Origin of the sequence: Bacillus sp. M13(2017) (assembly GCF_002218325.1) — a bacterium.
GTDB lineage: Bacteria > Bacillota > Bacilli > Bacillales > Bacillaceae_G > Bacillus_A > Bacillus_A thuringiensis_K.
Genome location: NZ_KZ268514.1, coordinates 82,873 through 97,946 on the forward strand (window position 1 = coordinate 82,873; position 15,074 = coordinate 97,946).

Consider the following 15,074-nt stretch of genomic DNA (forward strand, 5'->3'; position numbering starts at 1 on the left):
AAAATGTTACACGGCTGTAATAATTGTCACTTCTTGTCACAATGTGTATGAAAAATATGTTGAAAAATATAATAAAAAGGCTGTCTAGAAAGATCTAGCAGCCTTTTTATTATAATTTTTTATGTTCATTTTTATTCGTAACACCGAGATGTTTTTGAAGGGTAGTTGAAATAGTATCGACGCTTTTTTCATTTGGAACGTAATAATAAATACCACCTATATATTTATCTGTACCTTCTACTTGCATTTTTTCCATCTTTAAATTTGAATCCATTGAATTTTTTGTAATTGTCATCATATCATCAAAAGTTAAATTGGTTTTTAAATCTTTATCGACAGCGTCTAGTAGGCCACCGATTTTATTAATGGAATTAAGAGATAGTGCCTTTTCAGCAATGGCCTCTAATACAAGCTGTTGTCGTTGGCCACGCATATAATCACTATCGATGTGACGAGTTCTAGCTAGTGCCAGTGCCTCTTCTCCATTTAAATGTTGACGTCCTTTTTTTAGATGAATTGCATCTGCTTCATCTTTACTATTTTGCTCTGTGAACTCAACTGGAACGTCTACAGTAATACCACCAAGAGAATCAACAATTTTAATAAATGATTTAAAATTGAATTTTACATAGTAGTCAACTGGAACATCTAAAAAGTTCTCTACCGTATCAATTGTGCTGTCTACACCACCGAATACGTGTGCATGTGTGATTTTATCGTATTTATCACGTGATTTAATGTAGACGCGTGAGTCACGTGGAATGCTTACAAGTTTAACGGATTTATCGTTTTTATTAATTGTTGCAAGTAATAACGCATCTGTTCGAGTTGCTTTTCCATAACCTTTTTCCCTAATATCACTTTCATCAACACCCATAATTAGTACAGAAATATTATCGGTCATAGGTTTAACAGCTTTTTCACGTTTACTGGACTTATCTCCTCGACCTAGTTCAGCATAAGCATTATTTAAGACGGACTTTGCTTTACTGTATATATGGAAGGAGTAGCCTCCTGCTCCAAGTGCTACAATTAGTAATGGAATAAGAAGGAACCAAAGTAGGCGTTTTTTCTTTGAGCGTCCTTTTTTGGCTCGCGTATTGTTGTTCGTGTCGGATTTCATCATTTTTTCTCCTTTAAAACTATCAAAGTGTATACATTTAGAAGTGTACTCAAACACATAAAAAATATTTTACGCTAAATAAAAGCGATTGTACATGTATAAAAAATAGATGTCTTGATTATTTATCCCGCATTAACGGGCAGTAAAACTCCCACCTCAAAGTCCAGCGAATGCAAGGAAGTTAGGTGGGAGTTAACTGCCCGTAAAAGCCCGATTGGTGAAGGCTAATACTCAGAGGGGGGATAGCCCCCTCTGAGTAAAGTTTCACTGTATAAGACATCTATTCGTTATTGTATACAAAAGATAGGGATAAGAAAATGATAAAATTTTACCTAATTACAACATAATGCTTACGATAATTGCAGATAAAATACTAACGAGAGTAGCCCCATATAGTAATTTAAGGCCAAACCTCGCAACAACGTTTCCTTGTTCTTCGTTTAGTCCTTTTACCGCACCTGAAATAATACCAATGGAAGAAAAATTGGCAAAAGACACAAGGAAAACAGAAATAATACCAACTGTACGGGGAGAAAGGCTATTAGAAATTTTACTAAGGTCCATCATTGCGACAAATTCATTCGTTACAAGCTTTGTTGCCATAATACTGCCAGCTGCGACAATTTCAGAACTTGGTACACCGATAAGGAATGCGATAGGTGCAAATACATAGCCGATTAATTGTTGGAACGTAATACCGAATATAATGAGGAACAGGTCATTAATACAACTAATTAATGCGACGAACCCGATGAGCATAGCGCCGACAACAATGGCTACACGAAAACCATCAAGAATGTATTCTCCAAGCATTTCAAAAAAGCTTTGTTTTTCACCTTTGATTTCTAAAATATCTTCGTCATCTTTAACGTCGTAAGGGTTAATGATGAGTACGATAATAAAACCGCTAAATAAATTGAGAACGAGTGCAGTTACTACATATTTAGGTTCAATCATTGTCATATAGGCACCTACGATAGACATAGATACGGTTGACATAGCAGAGGCACAAAGTGTATAAAGACGGTGTTTTGGAATTTGAGCTAATTGCTTTTTCACTGTAATGAAAACTTCGGATTGGCCGACAATGGCAGAAGCAATAGCGTTGTAAGATTCTAATTTCCCAAGACCATTTATTTTACTAAGAAAGTACCCGATCCAATGAATGAAAAATGGTAGTATTTTGAAATGTTGTAATATACCAATTAAAACAGAAATAAAGACGATTGGTAATAATACATTAAGGAAAAATGGCATTTCACCTTTATTTGCAAGTCCACCAAATACGAAATTTATTCCATCAGCAGCATACTCGAGTAGTTTGGTAAACAAACTGGAAATGATTCTAATAAGTATGAGGCCGATTTCTGTATTTAATAGTAAATAGGTTAAAATTAACTGTATAATGAGCATGATAAAAATTGGTTTAAATTTAATATGCTTCTTATTATTGCTAGCGATATAAGCGAGCAAGAAAACAACAATTAGTCCGACGAAAAAAGTAATGAATTTCATGGTAAGCCCCCTAAAAGAGATATTCTGCTATATATGTTTTTCATTTCAAGGGAGAATATGCATCTTTGGTAAAGAAAGGAATAGAGAGAGTATGAATATATGTAGAGTGCATCACGTTGCAATTATTTGTTCGAATTATGAGACGTCAAAGGATTTTTATACTAGAATATTAGGGTTTAAAGAAATGAATGAAGTATATAGAAAGGAACGAGATTCTTATAAATTAGATTTATGTGTAGGAGAAGAGTATCAAATCGAATTATTTTCATTTTCAAATCCACCTGAGCGCAAAAGTTTTCCAGAAGCAGCCGGTCTTAGACATTTAGCATTTGCTGTTACAAATATAGAAGAAGCTATGAAGCATTTAAATCAATGTGGTGTTGAGACCGAACCGATCCGTATTGATGAAATAACGGGGAAGAAATTCGTCTTTTTCCAAGACCCTGATGCTTTACCTTTAGAATTGTATGAGGTTTGAAAATTGGTGGATTTTATATAGAGTTGCTGTCCAATAATTGAAGAAACTAAAGTGAAACTTCTTTTTAAAAAGGAGGTGTAACTTTAGCTAAGAAAGCTAAAGAGCATATGTGGATATTTTAAAATTATTGATGGTAGTCCTTCTTATTGGGTTAACAGCATTTTTTGTGGCTGTTGAATTTGCAATTATTAAGGTACGTAGCAGTCGTATTGATCAACTCGTTAGTGAAAAAAGACGAGGTGCACTGGCAGCAAAAAAGGTAACTACAAATTTAGATGAATATTTATCGGCCTGTCAGCTAGGTATTACAATTACTGCTTTAGGGCTCGGGTGGTTAGGGGAACCAACTATTAAACATTTACTCGAACCGTTGTTTTTAAAATTGCAATTCTCACCTGCAATTTCTAGTACAGTTTCATTTATTATTGCCTTTGCAGTAATTACATTTTTACATGTTGTCATTGGGGAACTTGCTCCAAAGACATTTGCTATACAAAAAGCAGAACAAGTTAGCTTATTGTTATCGAAACCACTTATTTATTTTTACCGAGTTATGTATCCGTTTATTTGGGCTTTGAATGGTTCAGCGAGGGTTGTAACTGGTTTATTCGGATTACATCCAGCTTCTGAACATGAAGTAGCTCATTCAGAAGAAGAATTAAGGTTAATCTTATCTGAGAGCTATGAGAGCGGAGAGATTAACCAAAGGGAATTTAAATATGTAAATAATATTTTTGAATTTGATAATAGAGTAGCAAAAGAAATTATGGTACCTCGTACGGAAGTTGTAGGCTTATATGAGGACGAACCATTTGAAACACATATTAAAGTAATCGCGCAAGAAAAGTACACGAGATATCCTGTATTTGGTGAAGATAAAGATGAAATTATTGGGATGGTTAATGTAAAAGATTTATTTATTCGGTATATGGATGGTAATCGGGACGAGGAGTGCTCGATTATGCCATATACAAGGCCAGTTATTGAAGTGCTAGAAAATATTCCGATTCATGATTTACTATTACAAATGCAAAGAAAACACATTCCATTAGCTGTATTGTATGATGAATATGGTGGTACAGCAGGGATTGTTACACTAGAAGATATTTTAGAAGAAATTGTTGGAGAAATTCGAGATGAATACGATGAAGATGAGAATCCACCTATAGAGCATGTAAGTGAAGGTTATAAAATCGTAGAGGGAAAAGTGCTTATTAGTGAAGTAAATGATTTGCTTGGCATACATTTAATTGCTGATGATGTAGATACAATTGGTGGCTGGATTATGGTACAAAAACAAATCGTTGCTGAAGGAGATATTATTGAGAAACACGGTTTTTATTTTAAAGTCCTTGAAAAGGATATGCATCAAATTAAACGAGTGGAAATAAGGAAAGTAGAAGAATGATTTTCTATAAACTTTAATAAAAAGGATATACAGAAAAATAAATGTTTGCGCTTTCAAAAAAGGTGCTATATAGTGAAGGTGGATACTGAAAAATTCTTCTGAATGATACTCGTGTTTTTAGAGGGCGGATTTTTTGGATAAGGATTTAGAATGAAAAAGTATAGGTGATAAAAATGATAGCAACGAAGGATATACGTATAGAAAAAGATTTTTTAGGTGAAAAAGAAGTACCAAGTGCAGCTTATTATGGTGTACAAACATTACGTGCCGTAGAAAACTTCCCAATTACAGGATATCGCATTCATCCATCACTCATTACAGCAATGGCAATTGTGAAAAAAGCGGCGGCGCTTGCGAATATAGACACTGGTTACTTAGCTAAAGACATTGGACATGAAATTGCAGAAGCAGCGCAAGAAATTGTTGATGGAAAGTTTCATGATCAATTTATCGTGGATCCTATTCAAGGCGGAGCCGGAACTTCTATTAATATGAATACAAATGAAGTAATTGCGAATAGAGCGTTAGAACGTATGGGATATGAAAAAGGTGCGTATGCGAAAATTAGCCCAAACACTCATGTGAACATGGCCCAATCAACGAACGATGCGTTTCCAACAGGGATTCATATTGCAACTCTTATGATGTTAGAAAAGCTTCTTATAACAATGGAAGAACTTCATTCTGCTTTTCGTAAAAAAGCAAAAGAGTTTGATCACGTTATTAAAATGGGACGCACACATTTACAAGATGCAGTTCCAATTCGCCTTGGACAAGAATTTGAAGCGTATAGCCGAGTGCTTGCGCGTGATATAAAAAGAATTAAACAGTCTCGTCAACATTTATATGAAGTGAATATGGGCGCGACGGCTGTTGGTACAGGATTAAATGCAAATCCTACGTATATTGAACAAGTGGTAAAACATTTAAGAACGTTTAGTGGATTCCCGCTTGTTGGTGCAGAGCATTTAGTTGATGCAACGCAAAATACAGATGCATACACAGAAGTATCTGCAGCACTTAAAGTATGTATGATGAACATGTCTAAAATTGCAAACGATCTTCGTATTATGGCGTCTGGACCACGTGTTGGGTTAGCTGAAATTCAATTGCCAGCACGTCAGCCAGGTTCATCGATTATGCCAGGTAAAGTAAATCCAGTTATGGCAGAAGTGATTAACCAAGTCGCATTCCAAGTAATCGGAAACGATCATACAATTTGCTTAGCATCAGAAGCAGGACAATTAGAGTTAAATGTAATGGAGCCTGTACTTGTATTTAATTTAATTCAATCTATTAGTATTATGAATAATGGATTCCGTGTATTCCGTGAATATTGTATTGAAGGAATTACAGCAAATGAAGAATTGCTGAAGCGATATGTTGAGAAAAGTGTTGGAATTATTACAGCAGTTAATCCTCATATTGGTTATGAAGCAGCATCTCGTATTGCACGTGAAGCAATTGAAACAGGAAAATCTGTTAGAGAGTTATGTTTAGAACATGGTGTACTGACTGAAGAGGAATTGGATATTATTTTAGATCCATTCGAAATGACTCACCCTGAAATTGCTGGAGCTTCTTTATTAAAAAATAAAAAAATGTAATGTGAAAAACACCGATCCATTTGGATCGGTGTTTTATTTTTAAAAGATATTAAATACAGCGTTTAATTGAAGTAAGCTAATAACAGCTAAGAAGATTAAACTGTATTTCATTGCTGTTTTAAATAGAGCAGATTCTTTACCAACTAGTCCAACTGCGGCACAAGCAACTGCTACAGATTGTGGTGAAACCATTTTTGCCATTGTACCACCTACTACGTTTAAGGCAACGAGTGTAGAAGGAACGATGTTTAACTGGTCTGCTGTTACTGCTTGAAGTGGTGCGAATAAAGAACCACTTGAAACTACTGAACCTGTAATGAATACGCCAATCCATCCTAAGATTGGAGAAAGAACTGGGAATGCATTACCAGTAGAAGAGAATGCAAGTCCAAGTGTAGATGACATACCAGAGTAGTTCTCTACGTAAGCCAAAGCGATAACGCTACAAATTGTATATACTGGAGCTTTTAATTCTTTCATTGTTTCAATCATTAATTCTTTAACCATTTTACCTTTTACGCGGTAAACAATAAGTGAAACGATAATTGCTAGTACAATCGCAGTAGTTGTAGAAGAGAATACATCAAATTTGAAAACAGCTGCGAAAGGTGTATCAGCTTTTGTAATTGGTGTAGTTTTCATAACAGCATTATGAAGACCAGGGAACTGAATGTTAAATACTAAGTTTGCTAACGGACCATCTGGAGCAAATAAAGCTTTAATCGGTTTTAAGTTAAAGATTGTTACAAATGCAGTTAAGAATACGAATGGAGACCAAGCATATAAAATTTGATTGAATGTATGTGATACTTTAGTTTCTTGTTTTTCTTCTTTAGTAGAAGATTTTGGTTGCCAAACACGTAAGAATAATGCAAGAGCAATCATACTTACAACTGCTGCGAAAATATTAGTAAGTTCTGCACCTAAGAAGTAAGTTACAGCGAATTGAGTAATAGCGAAAGAAACACCACTTACAAGAATACCTTGCCAAGTTTCTTTAATACCTTTAATTCCATCGACCATTGAAACAAGTAAGAAAGGTAAAATAATACTAATGAAAGGTAAAATAAGAACAGTTTGACGACCAATAGTTAATGCGTCAAGTTGAGTTAATTGTGCTGGCACTGTAACTGGAATACCCATAGCACCCATAGCACCACCAGCAATATTAGCTACTAAACAAATACCTGCTGCTTTTAATGGATTAAAGCCCATACCCACAAGTAGTGCAGCTGTAATAGCAACTGGAACCCCTAGACCAGCTGCGCCTTCTAAGAAAGCACCGAAAGAATAAGCGATTAATAATACTTGTAAACGTTGATCATTTGTAATGCTTGAAATACTATCGCGAATAATATTGAATTGCTCTGTTTTAACAGTTAATTTGTAAAGGAAAATTGCGGCGATAACGATAGTACAAATTGGATAAAATCCAGATAAAACACCGAATCCGGCAGATGCTACAGCTACTGTTGCTGGCATTTTATAAACAAATATTGCAAGGATAATAGCGACGATCACACTATAAAGACCAGCCATGTAACTTTTCATTTTGAATCCCATTAAACAAATGATGAAACAAAAGATTGGAAGTGCTGCGATTAGTGCAGATAACCAAATATTGTTTAATGGGTCATAAATTTGTGTCCAAGTACTCATAATAATGACAACTCCTATCTATTATATGTGAAGAAATTCACATTATTTGTGAAACTATTCACAATCAACTTACATGCTTAGTATATTCTCCTTCAACACTATTGTCAACGTAAAAAAGTATAATTATTCCATAATAGTGTTAAAAGAAAAGCTTTGTTCATAAAGTAGACAAAAAACACACTCAAATGAATTTAAGTGTGCTGTATAAACTATTTGCATATTATTTTGCTTATTCAGATGGCATGTTCTCTGGTGTATATTAGATGCTGTCTTTTATATCGAGTATAAAGTTTAATATATGCATTTATCTGTCCTGTTTGATTTAGTGAGGGAGGCACGTTGAGTGGATTTAATAGGAAGTTTTGCACAACAGTCCAACCGCTTGCAATACGAATAAAAAATTAGAAACAAATTTTTAATATCACATCATCTCTTTTTACTGAAAATTCCTTTTAACGTAACAAAGAGGTTAATTATAGTTCAACTACATTACGATAGGTTATCAATTATAGACGGTATTTTACAATACCGTTACTGTGCATTTCAATGAGGTGAAAATATAACAAAAAGCCTGATAAAACAACGTTTGCAAGCAAAGTATTCGTAGGCCATTATTTTGCTTTTTCGTTATATCATATAGTATAATATTCAAAATCAGCAAGGATTTTTTCCTGAATTTTTGCTGATAAAGATGGAAAAATTTTTCGGCTTTATAGGTTGATAAAGTTATGTCGTAACAGGAAATATAAGAACAGATATATAAATAAATAAAAAGAACATAAAAACGCAAATAAAAACGAAAATGAGGGGAACTTTATGAGCCAAAATCAATTCGAATGTCGTATTTCAGAAGAAGATGTACAAATGTTAAGAGCGTTAGCTCACCCACTTCGTCTACGTCTAGTAATGGAACTTATGCAAAGAGGAACATGTAATGTAACACAACTACAGGAAGTATTAGAAATTCCGCAATCAACGGTTTCACAACATTTAACGAAGTTAAAGCAAAATAAAGTAGTGCGCTTTGAAAGACGAGGATTAGAAGTGTATTATCAAATTCATAATGATAAAGTAAGTGCGGTAGTAAAAACATTATTTTCATAAAATTTGAATATTGTGGAAAAAGACGTATGTAATATACGTCTTTTTTTATTTGTCAGAAAGGTAGCGAGAGAGTAAATATTAGCATGTGAGGAAGAAATGACTATTAATCAACATGCTGCCTTACCGAATATATTCTAAAAGGAAAAGAAAAAATAGAAAGGAGTGTAGTAAGCAAAAGGAGGGATAGTAGTATGGATGTGAAACGTGTGAAACAAATCTTATCTTCTTCAAGTAGAATTGACGTTACATATGAGGGCGTACCAGTATGGATTGAGAGCTGTGATGAGCAGAAGGGGAGTGCTCAAGTGTATGATGTATCTAATCCTGGTGAGAGCGTTCATGTGGACGTGACAGCTTTAGAGGAGAAATAATAAAAAAGACGCTTCTAATTTTAGAAGCGTCTTTTTTTTATTCCATCATATGTGCAATTTTCTTAGAGAACATCAGAAGTACTAATCCCAGTACAATTACGATAATACCGATGCTTGCGAATACTTCTAAATATCCTAAAGATTGAGTGAAAGCGGCTAATTGTCCTGCTAATAAGTTTGCGAAGCCAGTACCAGCTAACCATACACCCATTAATAATGATGCTAATTTAACAGGAGCGATTGCACTTACCATAGATAATCCGATTGGTGATAAGAATAACTCACCGATTGTGTGGAACATGTAAGTGAATACAATGAATAGTAAATTTGCTTTCATTGTAATGTTACCTTCATCGCTACCAGTTTTTAAAACAGCTAAAGTTAGAACTAAATATCCAATCCCTAGTAAAATCATGCCTAATGCCATTTTTGTTGGGATTTTCAAATCACCATTTTTTGTTTTTGAAAGCTTAATCCATAACGCAGAAACAGGTAATGCTAGTAAGATAATGAATAGTGGGTTTACAGATTGGAACCAAGGTGTTGGAATTGTAAATCCACCGATTGTACGATCTACGAACTTATCTGTGTAAAGTGTTAAAGAACTACCAGCTTGCTCAAATCCTGCCCAGAAGAATACTACGAAACAAGTTAAAATTAAAATTGCAGCAGTACGTTTTTTCTCTTGTGTTGTTAAAGGTTTTTTCTCAATTGCTTTTGCATTTTTTTCTTTAGATTGTTTACCTACAACAGTTGTTCCGATAGACCCTAAGTAACGAGGTGCTAAGAAATTAAAGGCAAGCTGCCCAATAATCATACCGATACAAGCTGTTAAGAAACCGTATCTATAATCTGCGAAGTAACCGCAAATGAATGGAGCGATAAGAGCTCCTAAGTTAATCCCCATGTAGAAGATAGTGAAGGCACTATCACGACGAGAATCATTTTCGCTATATAATTGACCTAATAAAGTCGAAATATTTGGTTTGAAGAATCCGTTACCAATAACTAATAATCCTAATCCTAAGAAAAGTCCAGTTTTTGTGTTCATTGAGAATAATACAAAGTTACCAATTGCCATGATGATACCACCAATAGTAATGGCATGTCGCTTCGTAATGAAATGGTCAGTTAACCAACCACCAATAATAGGTGTGAAATATACAAGCATTGTGAAAATACCGTAAATTTGAACTGCAACTGCTTTATCAAATCCTAAACCGCCGCTTACTAAGCTCGTTGTTAAATAAAGAACTAATAAGCCACGCATTCCGTAATAACTAAATCTTTCCCACGCCTCTGTAAAGAACAACAAGTATAACCCTGGTGGATGTTTTTTTGGTGATTGTTGCTCTCCAGCTTTGTCTAATTTTAAAGCTGCATCCATTTTTGTTTCCCCCTAATCCTGTATAACGGATATTTATGTAATCATTTTAATTTACAAAATATTTAGAAGTCAATAGAATTATATGGAAATAGAAAGAAAATTTCTAAAAAAGTTCTATTTTTCTTCAACCGTTACTGTATTTTGCCCTGAAAACGAGATGATAAGCGTTTTCAAATGTAATAATTGAATTCTAAAAGAAAATAAAATAGTGATTAATCAGAAAGTTTAGATTAAAAAAATATTCTGATATAAAGAAAATATACTCTATTTACTTTTATAATATAACATATTGGGAATAAAAATACAAAACGAAATAATGTGACATTTAAGTGAATTGAAAAATAACCAGCTCCATAGAAGGGAGCTGGTTAAGGAAATATTATTTAACAAAGCGCTTTTCGATGTCATCTAGTAATAGGTTAGCAGCCATTACACCGCCAGCTGTATTCCAAATAACATCGTCGACTTTGTATGCTTTACCATTCTTTACGGCATTTAAATTTTTAAATAGAGGATCGTTTATATATTCTTTTTCTAGTTCAGATCCTTTTTTCTCATTTCCTTTATCGAATGTGAAGTAGAATAATACGTCACCATCCATAGCAGAAATACGCTCTTTAGATACGTTACGCTCTGCAAAATCATCTTTATTTTGATCTCCAGGACGTTTAAATCCAAGTTCTTTTAAAATAACACCAGAGAATGTATCGCCATGATAAATACGAACATCACCAGGCATGAAACGAACCATAGAGATTTCTTGATTTACTTTATCGCCAAGTTTGCCTTTTAAATCTTTCATACGTGATTCGTAATCAGCTACAACTTTTTGACCTTCTTTTTCTTTATTTAATGCTTTTGCATAAAATTTGAAGTTATCTTTCCATTCACCACGTAATGTTTCTGAGAACACAGTAGGTGCAATTGCTTTTAGTTGTTCGTACACTTTTTCGTGGCGCATTTTGTTACCGATAATTAAGTCTGGTTTTAAAGAAGCGATTGTTTCAACGTTAACTTGTCCTTCATCACCAACAACTTTTACATCTTTCATTTTATCCTTAATATGTGGATACCATGGGTCACCAGTCCAAGACTTTACAGCACCAACTGGTTTCACACCTAATTCAAGTAAAGCTTCAGTTCCTTCATTTGTTAAGATAACTACACGTTTTGGATTAGCAGGAACTTCTGTTTTACCCATTGCATGTTCTACAGTAACCACTTCTTTTTTAGTATCTTCTTTTGGAGATTCTTCTTTGTTATTTGATTTTCCACAAGCGCTTAAAAGCATTGAAAATGCTAGTAAAAATACAAATACTGTAAACGATTTCTTCCGCATGAAATTCATTATGTACCCCCTATATGTTGAGAATATTTTTCAATAGCAAGCATGATATTAAGCCTTTATCTTTTAATTGTCAATATATATGGGTGAAAATAATTCTCATTTCCGTTGACAATGAGAATTAAGTTGAAATACACTAACAACGTATCATTATACATTGAAGGGGAAACGCTGCATGTTATTAAAAACAAATCGAGCAAAATGGATTGGATTATTTGTTGGAATCATTGCAGTCGTCATTTGTATTTGGGGAAGTATTATTTTCGGATATACAAATACGAGTTGGAAACTAGCATTGGATGCTTTTTTCCATTTTAACGGTTCCAATGAACATATTATTATTGAAAATGTACGTCTGCCTAGGGCGTTAATTGCAGCTAGTGTTGGTGCTAGTTTAGCCATTGCTGGTTGTCTTATGCAAACTTTAACGAAGAATCCACTTGCTTCTCCAGATTTTATTGGATTAAATTCAGGTGCTGCGTTCTTCATAGTTGTAGCAATTGTAATCTTTTCCGTGACATCATTATCAGCTTTCACATGGATTGCTTTTTTAGGAGCGGCGGTTGCAGCTGTACTTGTATTTGCTTCTAGTTCTTTAGGAAAAGAAGGGACTACTCCTCTTAAGTTAACGTTAGCAGGGGTCGCAATTAGTGCGTTATTTTCATCATTAACACAAGGATTACTTGTGTTAAATGAAAAAGCACTTGAAGAGGTATTATTTTGGCTTGCTGGATCTGTGCAAGGGAGAAAGTTAGAAATTTTACAATCTGTATTCCCGTATTTATTAATAGGATGGATTGCATCTCTTATGATGGCAGGGAAAGTAAATACATTGATGATGGGAGAAGACGTCGCGAAAGGACTTGGACAACGAACAATTTTAATGAAATCGTTCGTGTTACTTATTATTGTACTGTTGTCTGGTGGTTCAGTTGCGGTTGCTGGCCCAATTGGATTTATTGGAATTATTACTCCGCATTTTGCTAGATTTCTTGTTGGAGTTGACCACAGATGGAGAGTGCCCTATAGCGGATTGTTAGGTGCAATACTACTAATATTGGCTGATATAGCAGCAAGATATGTCATTATGCCACAAGAAGTACCAGTGGGAGTTATGACAGCATTTATTGGAGCACCGTTCTTTATTTATATTGCACGTAAGAGAGGGCTTAGCAAATGAAGAAATATATTCCGTTTCGTATAGGAAAAGGCGAGCTCTCGTTTTTAATGTATAAACGAGCTTGTCTCGTCTTGTTAAGTTTACTAGTTGTTTTAATAGGATTATTCTTTGCGAGCGCAGGTATGGGAGACATGAAAATTGCTCCTTATGACGTATGGCAAGCAATTACCGGAAATGGCGATGCGATGTCTAACATGGTTGTAAATAAGTTTCGTATGCCACGTATTTTAATTGCTATCCTTGTAGGAATTGCGCTTGCGGTAGCGGGCTGTATTTTACAAGGGCTCGTTCGAAATCCACTTGCTTCTCCTGATATCATCGGGATTACGGGCGGGGCAAGTGTCGCAGTTGTATTATTTTTAGCGCTATTTAGTGATAAAAATAATGCACTAACGGTAAGTATTCATTATATGCCGCTCGCAGCTTTTGCAGGAGCAACGATTGTAGCGGTTTTTGTATACTTATTTGCATGGAAAAATGATGGATTATCACCAATTAGTCTCGTTTTAATTGGTGTTGGATTTTGGGCATTAACGAAGGCGGCAACGACTTTGTTTATGTTATTAGCACCAATTTATCAAGCGAGTCAAGCGAATGTATGGATTACAGGTACCGTTTACGGATCTTCTTGGCAAAATGTTATGGTACTTGCGCCTTGGGTTCTCATTTTAACAGTAATATCATTTATCGCAGCTAGGCATTTAAATGCACAAGAGCTAGGGGATGATATAGCGGTAGGACTTGGGGTTCCTTTAACAAAGTCGCGTGTATTTATGTTATTACTTAGTACAGCTTTAATTGGTGGTGCGGTAGCTTTTGCCGGAGGGATTGGATTTGTCGGTTTAATGGCACCACATATTTCACGAAGATTAGTTGGTTCTTTATACGGTGCATTACTCCCAGTTGCAGCTATTGTCGGTGCAATTCTAGTACTTGCTGCAGATTTAATAGGGCGTACAATTTTCACACCACTTGAAATTCCAGCAGGGGTATTTACATCAGCAATTGGTGCACCTTATTTTATTTATTTACTTTATAAAAGTCGGAATTCATAAAGGGAGATGAATATGCAAAAAGCATTGGAGACGAAACGCTTGACGTTGTCTTATGGTGAAACAATTATTATTGATGAGCTGAACTTAGAAATTCCAAAAGGAGAAATTACAATTTTTATTGGTTCTAACGGTTGCGGGAAATCAACTTTATTACGTTCACTAGCCAGATTATTAAAGCCAACAAATGGTGATATTTTGTTAGATAATCAAGCAATTCAAAGTATGCAAACGAAGCAAATTGCTCGTCAAATGGCGATTTTACCGCAAGGACCACAAGCACCAGAAGGACTTACAGTATTACAACTTGTAAAGCAAGGGCGTTATCCATATCAAACATGGCTGAAGCAATGGTCAGAAAAAGACGAGGAAATGGTACAGAAGGCACTTGCAGCAACAGGTATGACAGAATTTGCTGAGCGAGATGTGCATGCCCTTTCAGGTGGACAACGTCAACGTGCTTGGATCGCAATGACACTTGCACAAGATACAGATATTATTTTACTGGATGAGCCAACTACATACTTAGATATGACTCACCAAATTGAAGTGCTAGATTTATTATTCGAATTAAATGAAACAGAACAAAGAACAATTGTTATGGTATTACATGATCTAAATTTGGCATGCCGCTATGCAGATAACATTGTAGCCATTCAAGATAAACAAATATATGCACAAGGTAAACCTGAAGAAGTGGTAGATGAGAAACTAGTACGTGATGTATTCCGAATGGAGTGTCAAATTAGTACGGATCCGTTGTTTGGAACACCACTTTGTATCCCGCACGGAAGAGGAAGACGTGTAGTTAAAGAAGTTGCCCAGGCAATGAGATAAAAAAACGA

At 34.9% G+C, this 15,074-nt stretch carries 13 protein-coding genes; 8 read left to right on the forward strand and 5 right to left on the reverse strand.

Annotated features, from left to right (window positions below):
• Nucleotides 1-109 precede the first annotated feature (109 nt).
• On the reverse strand, nucleotides 110-1,126 hold the full coding sequence (locus CGQ22_RS25415; protein ID WP_002163841.1) for an LCP family protein: 1,017 nt from the start codon (nucleotides 1,124-1,126) through the stop codon (nucleotides 110-112).
• Between the two features lie 333 nt (nucleotides 1,127-1,459).
• Complete coding sequence (locus tag CGQ22_RS25420; RefSeq protein WP_000668864.1) at nucleotides 1,460-2,638, reverse strand: NupC/NupG family nucleoside CNT transporter; 1,179 nt, start codon at nucleotides 2,636-2,638, stop codon at nucleotides 1,460-1,462.
• Nucleotides 2,639-2,729: 91 nt separating this feature from the next.
• Here CGQ22_RS25420 and gloA2 point away from each other — a divergent pair, with 91 nt between their 5' ends.
• The 3 genes from gloA2 (at nucleotide 2,730) to aspA (ending at nucleotide 6,131) form a co-directional block, all read left to right on the forward strand.
• Entirely contained in the window at nucleotides 2,730-3,116 is a 387-nt protein-coding gene (gene gloA2, locus CGQ22_RS25425) for an SMU1112c/YaeR family gloxylase I-like metalloprotein (protein ID WP_001017680.1), read from the forward strand.
• A 109-nt stretch (nucleotides 3,117-3,225) separates the two neighbouring features.
• Nucleotides 3,226-4,524 carry a hemolysin family protein gene (locus tag CGQ22_RS25430; protein WP_000353331.1) on the forward strand — a complete coding sequence of 433 codons (1,299 nt, stop codon included), beginning with the start codon at nucleotides 3,226-3,228 and terminating at the stop codon, nucleotides 4,522-4,524.
• Nucleotides 4,525-4,697: 173 nt separating this feature from the next.
• Nucleotides 4,698-6,131, forward strand: coding sequence for an aspartate ammonia-lyase (gene aspA / locus CGQ22_RS25435; protein ID WP_000562133.1), 1,434 nt, complete (start codon nucleotides 4,698-4,700; stop codon nucleotides 6,129-6,131).
• Between the two features lie 39 nt (nucleotides 6,132-6,170).
• Here aspA and CGQ22_RS25440 read toward each other — a convergent pair whose 3' ends face one another.
• Nucleotides 6,171-7,790, reverse strand: coding sequence for an L-lactate permease (locus CGQ22_RS25440; RefSeq protein ID WP_089149522.1), 1,620 nt, complete (start codon nucleotides 7,788-7,790; stop codon nucleotides 6,171-6,173).
• Nucleotides 7,791-8,606: 816 nt separating this feature from the next.
• Between CGQ22_RS25440 and CGQ22_RS25445 the strand changes: the two genes are divergently transcribed.
• Both CGQ22_RS25445 and CGQ22_RS25450 read left to right on the forward strand, forming a co-directional pair.
• A complete protein-coding gene (locus CGQ22_RS25445) occupies nucleotides 8,607-8,894 on the forward strand; it encodes an ArsR/SmtB family transcription factor (RefSeq protein WP_000081428.1) in 288 nt (95 codons plus the stop codon).
• A gap of 191 nt (nucleotides 8,895-9,085) precedes the next feature.
• Nucleotides 9,086-9,265 (forward strand): acid-soluble spore protein H, encoded by a 180-nt coding sequence (locus CGQ22_RS25450; protein ID WP_000382679.1) that lies wholly within the window; start codon nucleotides 9,086-9,088, stop codon nucleotides 9,263-9,265.
• Between the two features lie 37 nt (nucleotides 9,266-9,302).
• On the opposite strand, the gene CGQ22_RS25455 is transcribed toward CGQ22_RS25450, so the two are convergent.
• Nucleotides 9,303-10,652 (reverse strand): peptide MFS transporter, encoded by a 1,350-nt coding sequence (locus tag CGQ22_RS25455; protein ID WP_000338314.1) that lies wholly within the window; start codon nucleotides 10,650-10,652, stop codon nucleotides 9,303-9,305.
• 379 nt (nucleotides 10,653-11,031) lie between these two features.
• Nucleotides 11,032-12,000 carry an ABC transporter substrate-binding protein gene (locus tag CGQ22_RS25460; protein WP_001010268.1) on the reverse strand — a complete coding sequence of 323 codons (969 nt, stop codon included), beginning with the start codon at nucleotides 11,998-12,000 and terminating at the stop codon, nucleotides 11,032-11,034.
• Between the two features lie 172 nt (nucleotides 12,001-12,172).
• Between CGQ22_RS25460 and CGQ22_RS25465 the strand changes: the two genes are divergently transcribed.
• The 3 genes from CGQ22_RS25465 to CGQ22_RS25475 are packed head-to-tail and all read left to right on the forward strand — an operon-like array spanning nucleotide 12,173 to nucleotide 15,066.
• The gene (locus tag CGQ22_RS25465) at nucleotides 12,173-13,177 is read left to right on the forward strand and encodes a FecCD family ABC transporter permease (RefSeq protein WP_000925225.1); all 1,005 of its coding nucleotides are present in this window, start codon (nucleotides 12,173-12,175) and stop codon (nucleotides 13,175-13,177) included.
• A complete protein-coding gene (locus CGQ22_RS25470; protein ID WP_000760057.1) occupies nucleotides 13,174-14,232 on the forward strand; it encodes a FecCD family ABC transporter permease in 1,059 nt (352 codons plus the stop codon). The genes CGQ22_RS25465 and CGQ22_RS25470 overlap by 4 nt, the downstream gene beginning before the upstream one ends.
• 12 nt (nucleotides 14,233-14,244) lie before the next feature.
• Complete coding sequence (locus CGQ22_RS25475) at nucleotides 14,245-15,066, forward strand: ABC transporter ATP-binding protein (protein WP_001167953.1); 822 nt, start codon at nucleotides 14,245-14,247, stop codon at nucleotides 15,064-15,066.
• Nucleotides 15,067-15,074: the final 8 nt, after the last annotated feature.